At 40.2% G+C, this 19320-nt stretch carries 22 protein-coding genes, 1 pseudogene and 1 riboswitch; of the genes and pseudogenes, 16 read left to right on the top strand and 7 right to left on the bottom strand.

Annotated features, from left to right (window positions below):
* The first annotated feature begins 67 nt into the window (after nucleotides 1-67).
* Entirely contained in the window at nucleotides 68-985 is a 918-nt protein-coding gene (gene rbsK / locus ABES02_RS00115; RefSeq protein WP_430129129.1) for a ribokinase, read from the top strand.
* Nucleotides 986-1041: 56 nt separating this feature from the next.
* On the opposite strand, the gene ABES02_RS00110 is transcribed toward rbsK, so the two are convergent.
* Nucleotides 1042-1974 (bottom strand): LytR family transcriptional regulator, encoded by a 933-nt coding sequence (locus tag ABES02_RS00110; RefSeq protein WP_430129126.1) that lies wholly within the window; start codon nucleotides 1972-1974, stop codon nucleotides 1042-1044.
* A 494-nt stretch (nucleotides 1975-2468) separates the two neighbouring features.
* On the opposite strand from ABES02_RS00110, the pseudogene ABES02_RS00105 reads away from it, so the two are divergent.
* Both ABES02_RS00105 and gloA2 read left to right on the top strand, forming a co-directional pair.
* Nucleotides 2469-2653, top strand: a pseudogene (locus tag ABES02_RS00105) (UDP-N-acetylglucosamine 2-epimerase); the annotation flags it as partial.
* Between the two features lie 226 nt (nucleotides 2654-2879).
* A complete protein-coding gene (gene gloA2, locus ABES02_RS00100) occupies nucleotides 2880-3266 on the top strand; it encodes an SMU1112c/YaeR family gloxylase I-like metalloprotein (RefSeq protein ID WP_430129123.1) in 387 nt (128 codons plus the stop codon).
* Between the two features lie 161 nt (nucleotides 3267-3427).
* Here gloA2 and ABES02_RS00095 read toward each other — a convergent pair whose 3' ends face one another.
* Both ABES02_RS00095 and ABES02_RS00090 read right to left on the bottom strand, forming a co-directional pair.
* A complete protein-coding gene (locus tag ABES02_RS00095; protein ID WP_430129120.1) occupies nucleotides 3428-3628 on the bottom strand; it encodes a hypothetical protein in 201 nt (66 codons plus the stop codon).
* A 34-nt stretch (nucleotides 3629-3662) separates the two neighbouring features.
* The gene (locus ABES02_RS00090) at nucleotides 3663-3821 is read right to left on the bottom strand and encodes a hypothetical protein (protein ID WP_430129117.1); all 159 of its coding nucleotides are present in this window, start codon (nucleotides 3819-3821) and stop codon (nucleotides 3663-3665) included.
* Nucleotides 3822-4130: 309 nt separating this feature from the next.
* Here ABES02_RS00090 and ABES02_RS00085 point away from each other — a divergent pair, with 309 nt between their 5' ends.
* Entirely contained in the window at nucleotides 4131-4787 is a 657-nt protein-coding gene (locus ABES02_RS00085) for a 5-bromo-4-chloroindolyl phosphate hydrolysis family protein (protein ID WP_430129114.1), read from the top strand.
* Nucleotides 4784-5962, top strand: coding sequence for a toxic anion resistance protein (locus tag ABES02_RS00080; RefSeq protein WP_430129111.1), 1179 nt, complete (start codon nucleotides 4784-4786; stop codon nucleotides 5960-5962). Before ABES02_RS00085 ends, ABES02_RS00080 begins: the two co-directional genes overlap by 4 nt.
* Before the next feature lie 214 nt (nucleotides 5963-6176).
* On the opposite strand, the gene ABES02_RS00075 is transcribed toward ABES02_RS00080, so the two are convergent.
* Nucleotides 6177-6932, bottom strand: a complete 756-nt coding sequence (locus ABES02_RS00075) for a M15 family metallopeptidase (RefSeq protein WP_430129107.1) — start codon at nucleotides 6930-6932, stop codon at nucleotides 6177-6179.
* Between the two features lie 197 nt (nucleotides 6933-7129).
* Nucleotides 7130-7214: riboswitch (cyclic di-GMP riboswitch) on the top strand.
* Nucleotides 7215-7264: 50 nt separating this feature from the next.
* Between ABES02_RS00075 and ABES02_RS00070 the strand changes: the two genes are divergently transcribed.
* Nucleotides 7265-7429, top strand: a complete 165-nt coding sequence (locus ABES02_RS00070) for a hypothetical protein (protein WP_430129104.1) — start codon at nucleotides 7265-7267, stop codon at nucleotides 7427-7429.
* A gap of 69 nt (nucleotides 7430-7498) precedes the next feature.
* Here the strand turns inward: ABES02_RS00070 and ABES02_RS00065 are convergent, their stop codons facing one another.
* Nucleotides 7499-7669, bottom strand: coding sequence for an acyltransferase (locus tag ABES02_RS00065; RefSeq protein WP_430129101.1), 171 nt, complete (start codon nucleotides 7667-7669; stop codon nucleotides 7499-7501).
* 157 nt (nucleotides 7670-7826) lie between these two features.
* Between ABES02_RS00065 and ABES02_RS00060 the strand changes: the two genes are divergently transcribed.
* The 9 genes from ABES02_RS00060 to ABES02_RS00020 all read left to right on the top strand — a co-directional run bounded on the left by ABES02_RS00060 (nucleotide 7827) and on the right by ABES02_RS00020 (nucleotide 16728).
* On the top strand, nucleotides 7827-7964 hold the full coding sequence (locus tag ABES02_RS00060) for a hypothetical protein (RefSeq protein WP_430129098.1): 138 nt from the start codon (nucleotides 7827-7829) through the stop codon (nucleotides 7962-7964).
* A gap of 535 nt (nucleotides 7965-8499) precedes the next feature.
* Nucleotides 8500-8748 carry a hypothetical protein gene (locus ABES02_RS00055; protein ID WP_430129718.1) on the top strand — a complete coding sequence of 83 codons (249 nt, stop codon included), beginning with the start codon at nucleotides 8500-8502 and terminating at the stop codon, nucleotides 8746-8748.
* Nucleotides 8745-10019, top strand: coding sequence for a UDP-glucose dehydrogenase family protein (locus ABES02_RS00050; RefSeq protein WP_430129095.1), 1275 nt, complete (start codon nucleotides 8745-8747; stop codon nucleotides 10017-10019). Before ABES02_RS00055 ends, ABES02_RS00050 begins: the two co-directional genes overlap by 4 nt.
* Nucleotides 10020-10144: 125 nt before the next feature.
* On the top strand, nucleotides 10145-11215 hold the full coding sequence (locus tag ABES02_RS00045) for an NAD-dependent epimerase/dehydratase family protein (RefSeq protein WP_430129092.1): 1071 nt from the start codon (nucleotides 10145-10147) through the stop codon (nucleotides 11213-11215).
* Between the two features lie 17 nt (nucleotides 11216-11232).
* Nucleotides 11233-12435 (top strand): glycosyltransferase family 2 protein, encoded by a 1203-nt coding sequence (locus tag ABES02_RS00040; protein WP_430129090.1) that lies wholly within the window; start codon nucleotides 11233-11235, stop codon nucleotides 12433-12435.
* Nucleotides 12436-12454: 19 nt separating this feature from the next.
* Entirely contained in the window at nucleotides 12455-13651 is a 1197-nt protein-coding gene (locus tag ABES02_RS00035) for a glycosyltransferase family 2 protein (protein WP_430129087.1), read from the top strand.
* Nucleotides 13652-13668: 17 nt separating this feature from the next.
* A complete protein-coding gene (locus tag ABES02_RS00030; RefSeq protein ID WP_430129085.1) occupies nucleotides 13669-14667 on the top strand; it encodes a glycosyltransferase in 999 nt (332 codons plus the stop codon).
* A gap of 23 nt (nucleotides 14668-14690) precedes the next feature.
* Nucleotides 14691-15707 carry a UDP-glucose 4-epimerase GalE gene (galE, locus tag ABES02_RS00025; protein ID WP_430129082.1) on the top strand — a complete coding sequence of 339 codons (1017 nt, stop codon included), beginning with the start codon at nucleotides 14691-14693 and terminating at the stop codon, nucleotides 15705-15707.
* A complete protein-coding gene (locus ABES02_RS00020; protein WP_430129079.1) occupies nucleotides 15700-16728 on the top strand; it encodes a glycosyltransferase family 4 protein in 1029 nt (342 codons plus the stop codon). The genes galE and ABES02_RS00020 overlap by 8 nt, the downstream gene beginning before the upstream one ends.
* 18 nt (nucleotides 16729-16746) lie before the next feature.
* On the opposite strand, the gene ABES02_RS00015 is transcribed toward ABES02_RS00020, so the two are convergent.
* Complete coding sequence (locus tag ABES02_RS00015) at nucleotides 16747-17706, bottom strand: GDP-mannose 4,6-dehydratase (protein ID WP_430129076.1); 960 nt, start codon at nucleotides 17704-17706, stop codon at nucleotides 16747-16749.
* Between the two features lie 104 nt (nucleotides 17707-17810).
* Between ABES02_RS00015 and ABES02_RS00010 the strand changes: the two genes are divergently transcribed.
* Nucleotides 17811-18530 (top strand): glycosyltransferase family 2 protein, encoded by a 720-nt coding sequence (locus tag ABES02_RS00010; protein WP_430129073.1) that lies wholly within the window; start codon nucleotides 17811-17813, stop codon nucleotides 18528-18530.
* Between the two features lie 44 nt (nucleotides 18531-18574).
* On the opposite strand, the gene ABES02_RS00005 is transcribed toward ABES02_RS00010, so the two are convergent.
* Nucleotides 18575-18898 (bottom strand): hypothetical protein, encoded by a 324-nt coding sequence (locus ABES02_RS00005; RefSeq protein ID WP_430129070.1) that lies wholly within the window; start codon nucleotides 18896-18898, stop codon nucleotides 18575-18577.
* Nucleotides 18899-19320 lie beyond the last annotated feature (422 nt).

Here is a 19320-nt window from a genome sequence, read left to right as displayed (position 1 = left end):
ATGGTCAAATCTGCTAGTGTTAAAGTTAAAGCATAGGAATGTAGGTCATTATTTGAGGTGAGAGAATATGTCTAAGGTTGTTGTAGTGGGTAGTTATGTTGTGGATTTGATGAGCCGAGCACCGCATCTTCCAAAGCCGGGGGAAACGGTTCTTGGAGGGCCGTTTCAGATGGGACCTGGAGGAAAAGGTGGAAATCAGGCAACAGCTGCTGCGAGGTGTGGCTCAGCGGTTACGTTTATCACCAAAGTGGGTGATGATCTTTTTGGCCAAGCTGCATTGAAACACTTTAAAGAAGAAAATGTTAATACACAATATATTAAGGTAGATCCAACCCAATCTACTGGTGCTGCACTGATTGCTGTGGATGCAAAAAGTGAAAACAGCATTGTTGTTGCCCTAGGTGCCTGCGGGACTATTACAGAAGATGAAGTAATCAAAGCAGAGGACAAGTTCAAAACAGCAGAAATCGTATTGGTTCAACTTGAAACAAGCATTGAAGCAGTTGTTACAACAGTGAAACTAGCAAAGAAATATGGTGTGCCTGTTATTTTAAATCCCGCTCCATATCAGGAGTTTCCAAGAGAGATTCTATCAGATGTATCGTATATTACTCCAAACGAAACGGAAGCATTTGACTTAAGCGGGATCGAAGTTAAAGATGAAGAATCGGCCTTGGAGGCTGCGATCAAGATACATAGCATGGGCGTTGAAACGGTTATCATCACCCTTGCCTCAAAAGGGGCGTTCCTTTATACAGGGGGTGAAAAGGGTGAACTGGTTCCAGGATTTAAAGTAGAGGCAGTTGATACGACAGGGGCCGGTGATGCCTTTAATGGTGGACTTGCTCACGCGCTCAGCACCGGGCATTCTGTTCGGGAGGCCATGACTTTCGCCAATGCAGTTGCCGGTCTTTCCGTAACCAAAATTGGTACAGCACCTGCTATGCCTTATAAAAAAGATGTTGAGAAAATTTTGGGCGCCTAGGATAACCAAATAAGGGATGACGGAAAAATGCAGTTTCGTCATCCTTTTCAATGATTTTATGGTGTTTCTAATTCCAACTGTTTTTTTAACTCGGTTTGGATTCTTTGTTTTTCTCCTGGTGATACCAAGCCATAGTAGATTTTATTGATCATTGTGCCAGTTTCTTTTATTTCCATTTGTTCAATGTCTTTTCCGGCGTCACGATAGTTTTTCTGGATATCGACCATTTGGTCAAATGTAAGATTTGTTTTTATATTTTTCCCCAGTGCATCAAAGATGGAGGGGAAATTCGTTAAACTTGATACGCTTGCACCCTCTTTAATCACTGCTTTAATAATTTCACGCTGTCTGGATTGACGCCCGAAGTCTCCACGAGGATCATCGTGTCTCATTCTAGAAAAAATCAGGGCTTGTTCTCCGTCTAGCGTAATTTCCCCTGTTCCGAAATGAAAACCAAACTGGTCAAACTCAAAGTCATTTTGGACTTTTACGCCCCCTACTGAATCAACAAGGTCCTTAAACCCTTCCATATTAATCTTCATATAATAGTCGATTGGGATATCGAGGAAATTTTCAATTGTATCCATGGACATCGGTACACCACCGAACGCATAAGCATGATTTATTTTATCTTCTTTGCCTTTCCCGATGATTTCAGTCCGGGTGTCTCGAGGAATGCTCAGCATTTTAACGGAATTATTATTCGGATTCACGGCCAGCACAATGATGGTGTCGGAGCGACCCTTATCTCCCTTTCGTTCATCAACGCCCAGCATTAAGACGGAGAAGGGATCCTTCTTTTCTAATGCTACTGGTTGTTCCCTTTTTTCCGGCTGTATCCGTTCAACCGGCTGATGCATCGTTACAACTGCAGTTTTTAAAGACTTATAAACCGTGTAACTATAAGCACCGATAGCAACAAAGACCAACAAAAGAATAATTCCTGTTACCTTTAACCACTTTCTACTTCTCTTTTGTGTAGAATTCATTTGCTAAAACCCCCATAAATTTAATGGTGACAGTAATGGTGACAGGCACCGTTTGTGGACATTTTGATGAATCTGTCCACCCAGGGTGGACAATCGTCGGTGGTGGTATGTATAGCTTATTGCCGGTATGCTTCTTGGTGTTGGTGGTGTGTTTAGAACGCTATAAGTAGAGTCTTGAAGGCATTATTTGTTTAAGTCTTTTCATTAACATATCCAGTGGAATCGAGTGAAGGAAGCTTTAAGGAAGGTTTTTTAGTCAGTTATGGAAGTTACCAACTATTTTATCATCTATAGTAAAAAAATCCCATTGTTCTTTGATTAAAATTCAATGAGCTTTAGAGGATAACTAAAATAATGCAGTTTCATTTTTGTAATCGCTTTGACCATCTAATTAAATTTGATATCATGATAGTTGGACTATATCTAGCTGGGAATTTTTAAATATTGATCGTGAATTGTATAATAAATGTACATAACAACTTGGAGAACCCGATATCGTTTTAGTTCATGGTGACACCACGACAACGTTTGTGGCGAGTCTTGCAGCGTTTTACATCAAATTCCAATTGGTCATGTAGAGGCAGGCCTCAGAACGCATAACAAATATTCGCCATATCCTGAAGAAATGAACTGGCAGCTGACCGGGGGATTAGCAGATGAGCTATTATCCAACACGTCCGCTCATGGCCAAATGGCGAAGGCATCCAATCCTTATGGTGATGGTTTTGCCTCCAAACGAATCGTCGAAGCTATTTTTTATCACTTCGGAAAAAACGAACAAAGACCAGCTGACAAGCATCAGGAAAAGTAAAAATATAATTTAGGTTTGATGCGCCCTCTTGTTTTAGCAGGTAGACAAGAGGGCTGTTTATTAATTGAAAATTTATGGGGAGATGTGGTAAACCATGAAGCTTAATAAAATCCATCATATTGCTGTTATTTGTTCGAATTATGAGAGGTCAAAGGATTTTTATGTTCGGATATTAGGGCTGAAGCCCATTAGCGAGATCTATCGAGAGGAAAGAGACTCTTTTAAATTGGATTTAGAAGTAAATGGCCAATACCAAATTGAATTGTTTTCATTCCCAAACCCGCCGGCACGTCCTGGTTATCCTGAAGCCGCAGGTTTACGTCATATCGCCTTTGAAGTGGACGATATGGAAGAAGCGGTTGTCTACTTTGAAGGACACCAAATAAATGTAGAGGCTATCCGAATAGATCCTGTTACTAATAAGAAATTCACTTTCTTCAAAGACCCAGATGGCCTGCCCATTGAACTCTATGAAAAATAAAGTATCAAAAAAGAGCAAAACCGAATAGAATCGGTCTTGCTCTTCTTTTTTGTCCGCGTGGAGTGGACAAAATAACTCAAGTGTCCACGAGCGGTGCCCACGAGCGGTGCCTGTCACCATAATGCCCATTAATGTCTCCATTAATATGTTAATCATTTCACTTAGTATCTCGGAAGGCCATATTCGTGGGGCGACCATGAACCATATCCAACAACATTTGGAGCATATCCAGGGAGACCAACATTTCCAACACCAGGATATCCACCGCTGATTCCAGGGACTCCACCGACTCCACCGACTCCTGGTGCATAGCCGTAATAGCCGGCGCCTGGCACTGGAGCGTATCCGCCATATCCACCCAATCCACCTGTTCCAACTCCTCCAAGCAGTCCTGAGCTATCCTAGGCCTAGACCTAGCAGCCCCGCACCAACTGGTCCAAGACCAAAATGTGAATTTGTATGGTGTCCTTGGTGGTGATGTTGATTAATATGATGATTTCCATGATGATAGCTTCCATGATAATTTTCTATGGGCATTCTATAAGGATGATACATTTTTTTCTCCTTTCACCTCAGTATCCTATTAGCCTATGTATCTTTTGCGATACCTCTTGGGTAACGGCCTATTTTTCAATAAATAGTAAATATTTTAACGGAACAAACAAGGGAAAACTTGTTCAAAAATACGTCTCAAGTCCTAGATTTCTTTCCGTTTGAGGTCCATGGAAGGCAGGAGATTTTTCGTGTATTGTGGAAGTAGTAAATGGAAATCCATTTATTAAGCGGAGTTTTTAATGAATGTGAAACATTTACATGATTATGTTCGTATGAATATAAAGGAATATTAGTCAGGAGTCGATTATTATGAACCCTATCCTTTCTTTAATCGTTCGTTCATTTGTGGCTGTCCCCGTCACCGTTTTAACAGGGCTAGTCAGCTTTTTGGCATTTGAACAAAATTTCCTGCCTTCATTAGGCTATGGCATTGCAGGCGGTATTTTAACCCACATAATATTAGGACTGTTTATGAACAAGAGTTTCTTAAAAAAGCATCAGCTCTCAAGGAAGGAATACCGATACATTAGGAAGAACCTGTCGGAAGCCAAGCGGAAAATTCATCGTCTGAATAAAAACCTGTTCACCATCCGCGATATCTCTTCTGTCAAACAGAGGATTGATATCCTTCGAATCACTAAAAAAATACACAAGATGACGATCAAGGAACCGAAGCGATTCTATCAGGCGGAGCCATTTTATTTTTCACACCTAGATTCTGTTGTGGAACTAACAGAAAAATATAACTTCTTATCGACTCAGCCGAAAAAAAACATGGAACTGGACCAATCCTTGATTGAAACACGTCGGACTTTAAATGAGATGACGCAGATTTTGGAAGAGGATTTATACCATGTAATATCCGATGATATCGATACGTTAAATTTTGAAATTGATGTCGCAAAACATACAATCAAAAAACAAAAGGATTCTAAATTTCCTGAAGAGAATAGGTGGCTAAAATGACCGAAAACAACCCAATCCAACCCAATAAATCTGGCAACTTTTTAGATGAAATCCTCGCTGATCCATTTGGAGATGGCTTGCAGCCTGCTAAAAGCCCTGTCCCACAAACAAGCGAGCCAAGGCCAGTCAAATTGATTGATGTAATACCTGAGGAACACCGGGCAAAGGCGTATCAAATCGCTGAACAAATTGATCCGGCCAATCATCAGGCGATGATTCAATATGGCACCCAGGCACAAGGAAAATTGCTCAACTTCTCGCATACGATGCTCGAGCATGTTCAGAAACAAGATGTTGGCGAAATCGGTGACATTATCAATGATTTAATGAAGCGACTGAACGAAGTGAATCCGGATGAATTAAAGGATGGGAAGCCATCCTTGTTTGCGCGTATGTTTGGAAAAATCTCCGGATCCATCCAAGAGGTGCTCTCCAGATATCAAAAAACGGGCGCGCAAATTGACCGAATTAGTGTGAAACTCGATCGCAGTAAAAACGTACTATTATCGGATATCAAATTGCTAGAGCAATTATATGAAACCAATAAAGAATATTTCCATGCCCTGAATGTCTATATTGCGGCGGGGGAAATCAAGCTTGAAGAAATGAATGAAAAAATTATTCCGGAGTTGAAACAAAAAGCCCAGGCCTCCAATGATCAGATGAAATTCCAAGAGGTCAACGATATGATTCAGTTTGCTGACCGTCTGGATAAACGGCTTCACGATTTAAAATTAAGTCGTGAAATTACCATCCAAAGTGCTCCGCAAATCCGCTTGATTCAAAACACAAACCAAGCGTTAGTGGAAAAAATTCAATCATCGATTATGACGGCGATTCCGCTTTGGAAAAACCAAGTAGCGATTGCGTTAACGTTAATTCGCCAGCGTCATGCGGTGGAGGCACAGAAGCAGGTTTCCAAAACAACCAATGAGCTTCTCTTGAAAAATGCAGAAATGCTAAAAACAAATACAATTGAAACGGCGAAAGAAAACGAGCGCGGATTAGTAGATATCGAAACCCTTAAGAAAACGCAGGAATCCCTCATCACCACATTGGAAGAGACACTGCTAATCCAAGAAGAGGGCCGTCACAAACGCCGTGCTGCCGAACAAGAATTAGCCACGATGGAAAACGATCTTCGTTTAAAGCTATTAGAGATTAAAGGAAAATAACCAAAAAGGGTCTCCAAAATGGAGACCCTTATTACAAGACTTGATTAATTATGGCTATTTTCGCATAGATTGATGTTTTTCGTATAAATTTATCAACTCGTATAACTAAAAGGTTCGTGGCATCTTTTCGTAAGAACCTTTGCGAAAATTGCCTTGAAACTTAATAAATGAACCTTATTAAGCTCCAAAAGCAACAAAGTTTACGAAAAGAGCCTTAATTATTGACTAGAACGGAGTTGTAGTATTCTTCGAGGGTGATGTCACGTTCCGAGATTTTTTTAGCAATAGTTTTACCGACATAGCGGAGGTGCCATGGTTCATAGGTGTAGCCGGTTATGTCGTCTTTTCCTTTCGGATACCGAATGATAAAGCCGTATTCAGCTGCATGCTTATCCAACCATTTCGCCTCTCTTGTTCCTTCGAAGCACGCTTCTGCCGCACATGTCCCATTTTCGCCGGTCACGTCGATGGCAAGGCCTGTTTCATGTTCACTCGTTCCAGGTACAGCACTATAGGTGATTGCTTTTTTATAGCCATCCTGCTTCACATAATTATTAAACAAAGCCGTTTGGGCGGCGTGTGACCTGTAAGCCGATACACCTAAAAGCTCTACACCTTGCTTTTTAGCACCTGCGAATAATTTTTCAATCGCGGTGGCAGCCACCGCACGCATTTTCCGCTTCTCGGATTTTTTTTCAAATATAAAAGGGATATTCGCATCCACCAAATCCACTGGCGTATAATTCTCTGGTAATTTATTTTGTTTGTTGACGAGGACAGGAATACTTTCTGGATGGATAACAACCACAATACTATCACCCGTTTCAGAATGTTTCTTGCCAGGGTGTGATGAAGACTTATTAGCCGAGATTTTTCCTTCTTCTTGGGCAAAATGGAATTTTTCCATGCAGCCAGTTAAACTAATAACAACCAAGAAAAGACATAAAGTAATGGGCCATAATTTTAACATGAATAACTTCCTTTTTTTAAAATTAACTTCTGTTATCATCATGGACACTATCAACTGACTTAAAACATTCCATTGGGATTATCTATGAATTAGAGACAATCGTCCCTGTGAAAAATAGAAAAATGCCCAATTACCTGAGTCCTAAGACTCTTTAAATTTTTAAATTTGTTGGCTATAGTTTTGATAAACACATAAATCGTACGAAACGGCAAAGCCATTGAAAAGTGGTGACGCAAAACTAAAGGGGCTAATGTCTATTGACGATGCTCGCCAGTTACCGAACACGACGTACTCCTGCGATTTATGTAAATCACAATTGGGGAGGTTTTCATGTGTTGAAAATGTTTATTCGAGGCAAATATTTTTATCATTTACTTCAGCACCGCCACAACGAAATCTTGCAGCAGGATTGCCTTGATGAGGAATTAAGGATGAAGCTACGGGTGAAATCAAGCTACCATAATAGCAAGGCTGTAGAGCTAGGGGCGAGAATGTAACCGTTAACAAGTTTGATTATAGTAGTAAGCGAGAAGCCTAGTCGAAACTAGGCTTCTTTTTTTGAAAAACTATTTTTCAAACCGCTGAACAAAATTACAGCAAGAACAGGCTCGTCCAATTAGTCTTTTCGTTACGTGATGTTCATAATAGATTTCTTCAAAACCGCAAATAGGGCATTCAATTATATGGAAAATTTGTCGTTCTCCTAAAATGGCATCTAACAATATTTCAAAGTCCATCGGCTTGCCCCCTATTATTTTTTCTTTAAAGATAGCAAAAGCTAGACGTGAAAAAAGCCGAACTTTGTCATGAGGGTATTAGAATGTTTTCGACACCATTTGTCATAGTTTCGTATTCTTTTGGTCATCCTAAAAATAAAAGAGGAGGATCGATAAGATGAAAAAGGATGAAGATAAAATAAGCGAAGGCTTGAATCAAATCTTTGAAATCATCAATGCCAAAGGTGATACTGGTGAGCTCAAGGAAATTATCGAGCAATACGATTTAAATAATGATAATCTTTCTGACAGATAATTCTGACAGACTAAAGACCTAGATATCTCTCTAGGTCTTTTTTGTTCGCATTGTGGATAATTACTAGTAGGAATGTGGATACTCTGACGTGTTTTGTGGATAAACCTCTGGAAAAAGTGGATAAGTCTATCGTAATTGTGGATAGTAGTGATCAACTGTTTAGGAACATATTAGTTATTCACATTATTTGTGTATAATCGTCCGAAAATTGTGGATATACCCATATTGTGTGTGGATAGGAATAGAAAGACTGTTGATAACCACTGGAAAATCTGTGTATAAGGCTTGTTGTGTATTCAAGACTTTTAGCCTACTTACTCCATGATTTTGTGGCATCGATGAATTAACCATCTTACCTCAAGAAATCTCTTTTGGCAAACCGTCCGTTCACTCGCCGTTCAAGATCCCTCATGAAAAGCACTTATGCCTTTCCTTGTACAAGTACCCATTTTATCGCCCTTTCTAAAGTGGACAACCTTCCTTCAAATAGGTTCAGGAATAAAGTAATACTAGTCTTAAGGAGGGAAGGGCTGTCATGATAAGAAAGGCAATAATTCCTGCAGCAGGGTATGGTACCCGAACCCTGCCGATTACAAAGGTTTTGAATGTAAAACCGGGTGTCGCCGGGGAGATTCAATTGACCGATGCCATTAAAACGATGGCGAAAGATTATACAAGCTATGGATTGGAAATTGACGGCAGGTGCTTTAATATCGCCAAAAGTTCAGAGTATGTTCAATTAATCAGTTTCATTTGTGGTCCGAAAGGGGGGAAAGAGAAGTGAACATTTTAATCGTCGGAACAGGCTATGTCGGGACGACTACAGGAGTTATTTTTTGCGAGATGGGCCACAGGGTTACCGGCCTTGATCTGGATGACAGCAAAATACAAGCATTACAAAATGGGAAACTATATTTCTATGAACCGGGTGTTGAAGTGCTGCTGACAAAGCATATCCAAGCACAAAATATAATTTTTACAAAGAATACAGAAAAAGCCATTCAAGAAAATGATGTTATTTTCATTTGTGTCGGGACACCAAAAGGCACGGATGGAAAGGCAGACCTTACCTTTGTTAGAAATGTTGCCGAATCGATCGGCCAATACATGAATACTTATAAAGTCATCGTCACAAAAAGTACGGTTCCAGTCGGGACTGCGGAATTGGTGACGGGGTGGATTGCGTCAAAGCAGGCAGGCCAAATTCCATTCGATGTGGTTTCCAATCCGGAATTCCTGCGCGAAGGTTCTGCTCTTCAGGATGCACTTCATCCAGATCGAATTATCATCGGCACCGAGAGTGAAACAGCTAAATCGGTCATGAAAGAACTGTATCAAAATTTCCGCTGCCCCATCATTGAAACAAAAGCAAAAGTCTCCGAAATGATCAAGTATGCCGCGAATTCCTTCCTTGCCATGAAAATTTCCTTTATTAACGAGTTAGCTAGGGTTTGTGACCAATTAGAAATTAATGTGAATGATGTATCAAAGGGAATTGGTCTCGACCATCGGATTGGTCCCCAGTTCCTCCGAGCGGGCATGGGGTATGGAGGTTCCTGTTTTCCGAAGGACGTGAATGCCTTAATTCAGACTGCCAAGGAAAACGGACATCCCTTGACCATTCTTGAAAATGTAGTCAAAGTAAACGATGAACAACCGCTATTTTTTATTGAAAAAATCAAGCGCTACTTGGACGGCGAGTTGAAAAATAAGACGATAGCCGTGCTGGGACTATCCTTTAAAGCTGACACGGACGATACACGTGAGTCTCCTAGTCTGAAATTGATTGAAAAACTGGCAAAGGAAAAAGCTGTGATTAAGGCTCATGATCCGGTTGTAAAACTGGATGCAAGTCAATGCCGAACGGTGGAAGAAACAATCGCCGGAGCGGATGCGGTCATTATTTGCACCGACTGGGAGCAATATAAGCAACTTGATTGGAAGAGCCTAAAGCCGCTGATGAAGGCGCCGCTTATTTTTGACGGCCGGAACATGCTAGATCCGGATGAAATGAAGAAGTTAGGTTTTAAATATGGCGGTATCGGGCACTTTTAACACTCATGCCAGTAAAACAAGCATATATTAGGAAAAAATTAGTTCAGAAGATACGTTTAGAAGATTAGTTTAGAAGATAAGTTTAGAAGATGACCTTTTCAATATGAATATTGGAGGATACGTTCATGTCTGTTGTGTTAATTACCGGTTCCTCAGGGCTGATAGGGTCAGAAGCAGCAGAATATTATTTGATGCAGGGCTTCAATGTTATCGGTATTGATAATAATATGAGGCGGACTTTTTTTGGTGAAGAGGGGTCCACCATTTGGAATAGGGAACGTCTTGTTAAAACATATAAAAAATATAAGCATTTTGATTTTGATATCCGGGACAAAGATAAAATCCAGCATCTCTTTTCCGGGCTTAAAGAGAATATATCCCTAATTATTCATACAGCTGCCCAGCCTTCACACGACTGGGCAGCAAAGGATCCATATTTGGATTTCAGCGTAAATGCCAATGGCACTTTGAATTTGCTTGAGGCCATGAGAGACCATTGTCCGGAAGCTGTTTTTATTTTTACATCGACAAATAAAGTTTACGGCGACCGGCCAAACCAGCTTCCGTTCATTGAACGGCAAAATCGATATGAACTCGAGCAGAATCATGCGAATTACAAGGGGATCAGCGAAGAGTTTAACATTGATCAGTGCCTGCATTCCTTGTTTGGGTCCTCTAAATTGGCAGCTGATATCTTGGTACAAGAGTACGGGAAATATTTTAACTTCAAAACCTTTTGTCTTCGCTGCGGCGTTTTAAGCGGATCCAAACAATCAGGCGTGCCCTTGCACGGGTTTGTCAATTTTTTAGTAAAATGCAATGTGCAAAATATCCCGTATACCATCTTAGGCTACAAAGGAAAACAAGTCCGCGATGTCATTCACTCGACGGATGTAATCCAGGCCTTTGACTGTATCTTTCAAAATCCAAGAAGAGGCGGCGAAGTGTATAATCTCGGGGGTGGACGCCAATCAAACATTTCCATTTTGGAAGCGATCGAATTATCCCAAGAAATAACCGGGCAAAGATTTCAGTATTCCTATTCCGATCAAAACCGTATTGGTGACCACATTTGGTATATAAGTGACCTTGATAAGTTTAAAAGCCACTATCCCGGGTGGGATCTTCAATATCGAATTCAAGAAATTTTTGAAGAAATCTTTGATGAGAATAAAGACAGGTGGAAAAAACATTAACTGTCGGAGGTGATAAATTGAGCATTGAAGTTAGCGTCATCCTTATAGCCTTTAATAAATATCCGCAATGTTTATATTCATTGTATGCTTTGGAATGTCAAACGTTTGACCACTCCAAAATGGAAGTGATTCTCGTTGATGATTTCTCGACTGATGAAACTCCTGAACTGCAAAACTATCAACCTCCATTTCGATTTAAATATATTCGCCCCGAAAAAAACGTGGGGAGATCGAAGGCAAAAAACATCGGCATTGAATCGTCAGAAGGGGATATTATCATTTTTCTAGATTCCGAATTTCTTGTAGACCCAAATTTCATTGAAGCACAGTACAACTATCATCAAACTGATCAGCTTTTAGCTGTTTCCACTTGCCTGAATCATTACGGGGTCTACACCGTATTCGATACACATTATCCAAACATCCAAAAATCCCATTTTAGAAGAATCGCAAAAAAGGGGATTAAAAGGCTTCCCGAGCATGCACAAAGGATTGTAAAAAAATCGCTAGAAGGTAGGGCAGACCAAGAAAAGATTGGTTTTTTTCAAAAAAAGGATATTGAAAACCTATCCTATCAAGCACTAGCGTTTCCTACACCATATATCCCTGAAGTTATTGAAGTTTATGGGAGAGAGTTCCATAATTTTCATATGCCGTGGATGTTTGTCATCACCCACCAATTATCTGTAAAAAGGAGCGTCATTAATCAAATCGGGCTATTTTATGAAGGGTTTGACGGCTACGGGGTTGAGGACTGGGAATTCGGCTACCGTCTTTACAAGCATGGTGTGAAAATAATCGATAATGAACACGGAAGCATTTTTCACCAGGAACATCCGAGAAATATTGGAAGCGACACATGGGAATCTGATCATAATTATTTAACTTTTTTCAAACTGTACAGGGACTTTGATATTGGATGTTACTTTCTCTGGAGACTTGGCAAAGATTTATACTTTATTAATGACACTGAGAGCGAATATCGGGCTCTTTGCGCGCAGTACCCTGATCAATTCCAAGAACTTAAAGAGACATTTCTTCGCTTTTTCGAGGTCATCCTCGAAGAAACCGTTTCGAGAAGAAAGGTCACAAATCTTGTTCAGATATCTGGATTGGAACAGGAAATACTGGAGCGTGCATTTGTGCAAAAGAAAAGCTTAGAAGAGCAAAACATGTATCCTCATCTTACAATGGCGATGGATTTCATCTTGAATTTATAAAAAGGAATGAGGTGATAGGATGACTATTCAAGTCACCATCATCATGAACTCTTATAATCGATTTCCGCAATGCCTTTATACCCTATATTCGCTTGAATTCCAAACTTTCGACCCGGCAAAAATGGAAGTTATTTTTGTAGACGATGCCTCGACAGATGATTCTTGTCAGTTAGCAAACTACCAACCCCCCTATCACTTTCAATATATTCGCCTTCGGTCCAACCATGGCCGGTCAAAAGCTAAAAATATCGGCCTTCAGCATGCTTCAGGAGAGATCATTATTTTTCTGGATGCCGAATTGTTAGTGGAACCTCACTTTATCGAGATGCGGTATCAGCATCACCTGAATGAACAAACACCCACTGTTGCAACCTGTTTCTCCCACTACGCCTCTTATACCGTTTTTGAAAAGGGGTTTAATCATCAGCAAAAACTGGATTTTGTTTCTAAGGTTCGGCCAAATCTAGGGAAATTATCGGCGCATGCACAAAATGCTTGGAAACGGCTCCCTGTCTTAACCATGGAAAAAGTGGGACTTTTCGAAAAGGATGATTTTGAAAAGCAATCCTATAAACATGTGTCCTTTAAGAAAGCGATTTTTCCGGAGCTTATTCATATTTATGGTAATGATTTAACCGGTTTTCATTTCCCGTGGGTTTGTACATTTTCCCCTTTATCAATGAAAAAGACGATTGTTGATGAGGTTGGCGGCTTCTATGAAGGATTTTTAGGATATGGAACAGAGGATTGGGAGTTCGGCTACCGTCTTTACAAACATGGAGTTAAGCTCATTAACAGCCCAAGCGGATTTGTTTATCACCAAGAGCATCCGAGAAATCTGGTCATAAACAATCAAGAAGGCATTCCGAACTTCTTGACATTTTTTAAAAAATATAATGATTTTGAGATTGCTGCCAGTATCTTTATTTTTTGGCTCGGAAAGGATTGGTCCTTCAGCAATGACCTAATAAAGGAATATCACCAAGTGCTCGATGATAATCCAGAACCGTATCAAGAGTTCTTTGAAGTGATGATAAGGCTGCTCGAAGCGGTATTAGAGCAAGTGATTGCCGGAAAAGGGACTCATGGCCTTGTTCAGGCATCCAATATGGATGAACATAAATGGAAGGCAGCTCAGTTTCAAAAAGAGGAACTGCAAAAAAACGGGAATTATCAACAATTATCAAACGCAATGGATTTTCTCCTCAGTTTATGAAAAGGAGATCATAAAAGATGCTAATATCGATTGTTACAGCTGTCTATAACGGGCAGGACTATCTTAAAGATTGCATAGAGAGCATTCTGAATCAAACCTATAAAGATTTTGAATACATCATTGTCAACGACGGCTCGACTGATCATACAAAGGAAATATTAGATTCGATTCAAGATGACCGGGTTATCGTCATCCATTCACCTCAAAATAACGGTGCAGCGGCCTCCTTAAATATTGGCATAGAAAGGGCAAGCGGGAAGTGGATTTCAATACAGGATGCCGACGATATCAGCCGGCCGGCCAAAATAGAAGAGCTGTTAGGGCATCTTGAAGACAGAAACGATTTAATTGGCATTTCGTCCATGATTAAATGCATTCCAGGCAAAGATGGTCTCGTAACGAATTATATGTGTGATTTAGAAGCGGGCTATAATGAACCAATTAGCAAGGAAATCATGTATCAAAGACGGTTTTATACCTGCTACATTTGTCATGGAACGGTCGTTTTTTTAAAAGATGCCTTTCAAAAGGCTGGCGGTTACAACCCGACTTATAAGATTTCGTATGATTATGATTTATGGCTGCGTTTATTCGACATCATGCCATTTGAAAAGGTGGAAAAGGTTTTATATGAGTATCGAGTGACAGCTAATTCTTTAACCAATAATAACTTAAACTTGAATCGGCAGGAACTGCTGACGATTGCGTCCAAAAAAATCCGGGAGCTGGTGCAATCGCGCGTGGGTAGAGAGCCAAAATTCCTGCTCATTGCTTCCATGAAAGGAGCCAGGTTTTATGCCGAGCATGTCATCCCCCAATCTGCCATCCAAGTGAAGAAATTTATCCAAATAGGTAGTCAGAATAAAGAAAAACAAATTTTAAGCCTGTTAAAACATCATGAAATTGATGCGGTCCTTATCATGAACAACAGTAGGGCGCTGAGATGGCTGCAAGGCTTATCCTTGAGAGGATTAGAAATCAATAAGGACCTTTTCATGATTTGGAATGTGAATTAAGTTAAAAGGTGGTAAATAACGAGATGATACTTGTCACGGGCGGAGCAGGATATATAGGAAGTCATGTTGTAAAGGAACTGATTGAGCAAGGGTTTGAGGTCGTAGTCGTAGATAACCTTTTTACCGGCCGACAGGGGTCAGTCGCTCCTGATCTGCCTTTTTTTGAGGGTGATATTGGAAATGAAACAGTTTTAGATAAAGTGTTTACTAGTTTTCCAATCAAAGCGGTCATGCATTTGGCAGCAAGTTGTTTAGTAGCTGAATCAGTAGAGAAACCCTTGGAATACTATCAAAACAATGTCAGCAACTCTGCTGTTCTATTAAAAATGATGATGAAGCATAGAGTGGATAAACTCATATTTTCGTCAACCTGTGCAACATACGGAATACCCCATTCGCGTTATTTAAGCGAAAATTCACCATTAAATCCTGTAAATCCGTACGGGCAATCGAAGCTAATGTTTGAAAAAATGATCGAGGATTGTTCCAACAAGTCCGGTTTATCGTATATTATCCTCCGCTACTTTAATGTAGGCGGAGCAGATTTATCAGGGGAGATTGGCGAGGACCATGACCCTGAAACCCATCTCATCCCCAATATCCTTCGCCATTTGATGGGGAAAACAGACAGCATAAAGGTGTTTGGCCATGACTTTCAAACACCGGACGGGACTTGCGTAAGGGATTATATTCATGTCCTTGATGTTGCCAACGCCCATATAGTTTCCCTTAAAGCATTGCTGAATAGCAATGGGTGTAAAAATATATACAATTTGGGCAGTAAAAAAGGATATTCGGTCATGGAAATTATTCGGAAGTGCGAAACGGTTACAGGTAAAAAAGCAGCCATTGCCTTTTGCGACCGGCGGCCGGGCGACCCGCCCTATTTAGTAGCATCAGCGAAAAAAATAGAAGAGGAACTGAATTGGAAGCCAGTCTACTCGTTAGAGGATATTATTTCGACAGCATGGAAATGGCATAACAATCATCCTGATGGGTATCAAGATTATGGATTGAGACAGGGAGGAAAAGATGTTTAAGTTTAAAATCATCACCACTCACTTTCAAGCGGAAGAAAAATATGGTCCGATTGTTGAAGTGAATAATGTCGCAAAATGGCTGTCCGAATTATGTCCGGATGATTTGCAAATTGCCTTTGCACCATATAAAGGACAAACTTCATGGCACAGAGATTCGCAAATAAGGATTATCAGACGGGATGATCCGGGGTGGTGGAATCATTACCACAATAATTATGACAATGCTTACCAAAAGGAAAAAGGCAGGAAATGGAGTCTTGGGCCCATTGTGGATACGGGAAAGCCATTAACAAAGCAGGTTCCGATCATCGCAATCTCTGAATTTCATAAACAAATAACCATGGAAGATATGGGATATAACGAAGAGTTAATCTCACTTATTCCAACCATTGTCGATACGCACCTTTTTTCTCCAGGCCAGAAAAACAAGGAAATCACTGTTGGTTGGATCGGTTATGACAATGGGTTTGATAAAGCAAGGGAGAAAAAGGGAGTAGAAGTGATTCCTTTTTTGGCCAAAAAATTTCCTCATATTCAGTTTGAAATGGTTCATGCACTGAAACCGGCATTTACCCATGAATGGCTGAAAGAGGATCTGCCGAATTTAAAAATCATAACTGGGATCGCTCACGACAAGATGCCTGAAATTATTCGCAGGTGGCACGTCATGGTGTGCGGCAGTAAATGGGAAACAGGCGCGACAAGTGTGGTTGAGGCGATGTCTTGCGGTGTCCCAATCATTGCAGCCAATATGCAGGTATTACCTGAAATTGCTTCAAGTCAAATTTTACTTGACGTTACGTATTCACACCCTCCAGAAACAGAGTATCCGTTTGACTGGACGAAGGAATCATTGCAAAAATTTGCCGACGCGCTTGAACATATGTTATCTGACCCGATTCGCTACCAAACCTACGTTTCCGATGCGATAAAAGCAAGCCAGCGGCAATCACCGGAAAACGTCGCCAAAAAGTGGTTTGAGTTTATCTATAAATGCAGGGATTACTATAATAAAAAATAACCCTCAACGGGTTATTTTTTATGGGATCGATAAATTTACCCTATATTGCTGAATGGTTTCCCTCAGTCCTTCTTCTAAGCTAACGGATGGATGCCAGCCTAAAAGCTGGTTTGCCTTATCGATAACAGGTCTCCGTACCTTCGGGTCATCTTTAGGGAGCGGATGAAAGGTGATGGGGCTGTTTGAGTTCGTCAATAACTTAATCAGATTGGCGACTTCTAAAATGGTGAATTCCACAGGATTTCCGATATTTACAATTTCACCGTTCGCTTCGTCCTTCTCCATCAACAGCTTTAATCCGTTAATAGTATCCGTCACATAGCAAAACGATCGCGTTTGGGTGCCGTCCCCGTAAACCGTAATGTCCCTGCCTGTTAGGGCCTGTGTAACGAAATTGGAAATGACTCTGCCGTCGTCATTCGCTAAGCCTGGCGAATAAGTATTAAATAAACGTGCTACTTTTACTTTTGCCTGATAGCGGTGGAAATACTCGTAGCAAATCACTTCACCCAACCGCTTGGCTTCATCGTAACATGCCCGCGGTCCCCACGTGTTAACATTTCCCCTGTAGCTTTCAGGCTGTGGATGGACCTCCGGATCGCCGTAGGCTTCGCTTGTACTGGTAAACACCAATTTGGCTTGATTTCTTCTTGCTAAATCTAGCATATTTTTTGTACCTATCGTATTCACATCAATCGTTTCAAATGGAGCAGCTTGATAATATTTTGGAGATGCTGCCGACGCTAAATGATAGATTTCCTGAACCTTCCGCAAATCGGGATCTATTAATAGATTCCTTGAACAGATATCAACCTCTTTAAAAATGAAGCGGTCCTCGGGGAGGTTTGTTATGTTTGTTATTTTTCCGGAGGATAAATTATCAATGCCTACCACATCATGTCCATGTTCAATTAAATCCCTTGCAAGGTGGGATCCCAGAAATCCTGCTACTCCTGTAATTAACACTTTCTTTTTCATAATTCACCTCTCGATTTTTCACTTTCCTACATAATATGAAAAGAATACCTGTTGGTTTAGGTTTATATAGAAGAGCAGCGGTTTGAAATAAGGGGTGGAAATTGATGATTTCTGTGCTGGCCTGTACAAACAGAAGGAATTTTGTGAAAAATATCATTCACAATTTTCAAAAACAAACTCTAGAGGAAAAAGAACTGCTTCTCATTCTTAATTCCTCTGAAATGAAGGAGGAAGAAATAAAGGAACTATTAGAAAAGTTAAAAATACGCTATCGTTTGCTGCAGTATCCTGAAGGGATGAGCCTGGGAGAATGCTTAAATAAAAGCGCTGCATTAGCCAGCTATGATTATATTGCAAAAATGGATGATGATGATTATTACGGGACTGATTTCCTGGATGAAGCTTTTCAAGGACTCATTCAAACGAAGGCAGATGTGGTTGGAAAAAGCACATTTTATATTTACTTTCATCCAAACAAGGAATTACGATTATATAATCCAAATCATGAGAATAGGCAAATTCTAAAAAACGGTCAAAGCCCATATAAAAGCTCGTACTTTTTAAGTGGAGCATCTTTAGTTTTTCGAAAAGAAATTTTAAAAAAAGTTGCCTTTCCTCATCTAAACCTGGGAGAGGATAGCGGTTTTCAGAGACAGTGTTATGAGAGCGGGATGAAGTTGTATTCTTTATCAAAGGAATATTATGCGTACCAAAGATACAGCGAACCCAGCCATCATAACTCTGACGCGTCAGAGTTTGTTTTGAGAAGAAATAGCCAATTCATCACCAGTACTCCCGATTTAGAAAAATTCATGGAAAGATAAAGGAAGTGATTTGGCGTCACTTCCTTCATCCTGTGGGTGCTTAGTTATCCAAATAAAAACGGGACTGAGAAACGTTCGATGTCTTTACAACGGATGACAACTAATGTTGCAGATGTAGGAGGACTTGTAGTTCCTGGAACAAGGATTTTAACGCAACAATCCTTTGTGACCTTTTCTAATTCACCAGTAATGGTATCACCAGATCTTGTAAGGATTGTTACATCCTCATGAATGAATTCACTAAGCAGACTACATAAACAATCTTTATCGCAGCTGCAGTTGCCGTGACTACCGTGACTACCGTGACTGCTGTGACTACCGCTGCTGCCACTACTGCCGCTGCTGCCTTTCTTTGAGCGACTTCCCATCTTTTCACATCCTTTCGTTAATCGATACAAAATCAATATATTCATATCAAAAAGTTTGGACAGGGCACCTTTCGCAAAAAATGTAAAATTTTTCATTAGACAATTGAAGCAAATGGTGTTAGGATATAAAAGTTGTCTGCAAGAATATTAATCTTTTAAAAAAACATTAATTAGTTGTTGACACGTTCGACGAGAGTTGATAAAATGTAAAAGTTGTCACCGAGAGCTTATAAGTAGTAAAAAAAAGTTGTTGACAACCACATGCGAGAGATGATATGATATAAAAGTTGTCTCGTAAAATTGTTCTTTGAAAACTAAACAAACAAAAACGTCAACAAACAATAATATTCGTTTCTATATGAAATGAAGCCAACGTAACAAAATGAGCTAATCAACTTTCTTGGAGAGTTTGATCCTGGCTC

The sequence above is a fragment of the Neobacillus pocheonensis genome (assembly GCF_050477905.1).
In the GTDB taxonomy this organism is placed as follows: Bacteria; Bacillota; Bacilli; order Bacillales; family Cytobacillaceae; genus Neobacillus; species Neobacillus pocheonensis_A.
This window is presented reverse-complemented; position numbering and strand designations above follow the sequence as displayed.

What these genes read in the sequence shown, in the direction of transcription:
- ABES02_RS00035 (WP_430129087.1), top strand. Translation starts at nt 12,455, where the DNA reads ATGACTATTCAAGTCACCATCATCATGAACTCTTATAATCGATTTCCG.
- ABES02_RS00045 (WP_430129092.1), top strand. Translation starts at nt 10,145, where the DNA reads ATGTCTGTTGTGTTAATTACCGGTTCCTCAGGGCTGATAGGGTCAGAA.
- ABES02_RS00060 (WP_430129098.1), top strand. Translation starts at nt 7,827, where the DNA reads ATGAAAAAGGATGAAGATAAAATAAGCGAAGGCTTGAATCAAATCTTT.
- ABES02_RS00090 (WP_430129117.1), bottom strand. Translation starts at nt 3,821, where the DNA reads ATGTATCATCCTTATAGAATGCCCATAGAAAATTATCATGGAAGCTAT.
- ABES02_RS00065 (WP_430129101.1), bottom strand. Translation starts at nt 7,669, where the DNA reads ATGGACTTTGAAATATTGTTAGATGCCATTTTAGGAGAACGACAAATT.
- ABES02_RS00080 (WP_430129111.1), top strand. Translation starts at nt 4,784, where the DNA reads ATGACCGAAAACAACCCAATCCAACCCAATAAATCTGGCAACTTTTTA.
- galE (WP_430129082.1), top strand. Translation starts at nt 14,691, where the DNA reads ATGATACTTGTCACGGGCGGAGCAGGATATATAGGAAGTCATGTTGTA.
- ABES02_RS00085 (WP_430129114.1), top strand. Translation starts at nt 4,131, where the DNA reads ATGAACCCTATCCTTTCTTTAATCGTTCGTTCATTTGTGGCTGTCCCC.
- ABES02_RS00030 (WP_430129085.1), top strand. Translation starts at nt 13,669, where the DNA reads ATGCTAATATCGATTGTTACAGCTGTCTATAACGGGCAGGACTATCTT.
- ABES02_RS00075 (WP_430129107.1), bottom strand. Translation starts at nt 6,932, where the DNA reads ATGTTAAAATTATGGCCCATTACTTTATGTCTTTTCTTGGTTGTTATT.
- ABES02_RS00020 (WP_430129079.1), top strand. Translation starts at nt 15,700, where the DNA reads ATGTTTAAGTTTAAAATCATCACCACTCACTTTCAAGCGGAAGAAAAA.
- ABES02_RS00015 (WP_430129076.1), bottom strand. Translation starts at nt 17,706, where the DNA reads ATGAAAAAGAAAGTGTTAATTACAGGAGTAGCAGGATTTCTGGGATCC.
- ABES02_RS00055 (WP_430129718.1), top strand. Translation starts at nt 8,500, where the DNA reads ATGATAAGAAAGGCAATAATTCCTGCAGCAGGGTATGGTACCCGAACC.
- rbsK (WP_430129129.1), top strand. Translation starts at nt 68, where the DNA reads ATGTCTAAGGTTGTTGTAGTGGGTAGTTATGTTGTGGATTTGATGAGC.
- gloA2 (WP_430129123.1), top strand. Translation starts at nt 2,880, where the DNA reads ATGAAGCTTAATAAAATCCATCATATTGCTGTTATTTGTTCGAATTAT.
- ABES02_RS00010 (WP_430129073.1), top strand. Translation starts at nt 17,811, where the DNA reads ATGATTTCTGTGCTGGCCTGTACAAACAGAAGGAATTTTGTGAAAAAT.
- ABES02_RS00110 (WP_430129126.1), bottom strand. Translation starts at nt 1,974, where the DNA reads ATGAATTCTACACAAAAGAGAAGTAGAAAGTGGTTAAAGGTAACAGGA.
- ABES02_RS00005 (WP_430129070.1), bottom strand. Translation starts at nt 18,898, where the DNA reads ATGGGAAGTCGCTCAAAGAAAGGCAGCAGCGGCAGTAGTGGCAGCAGC.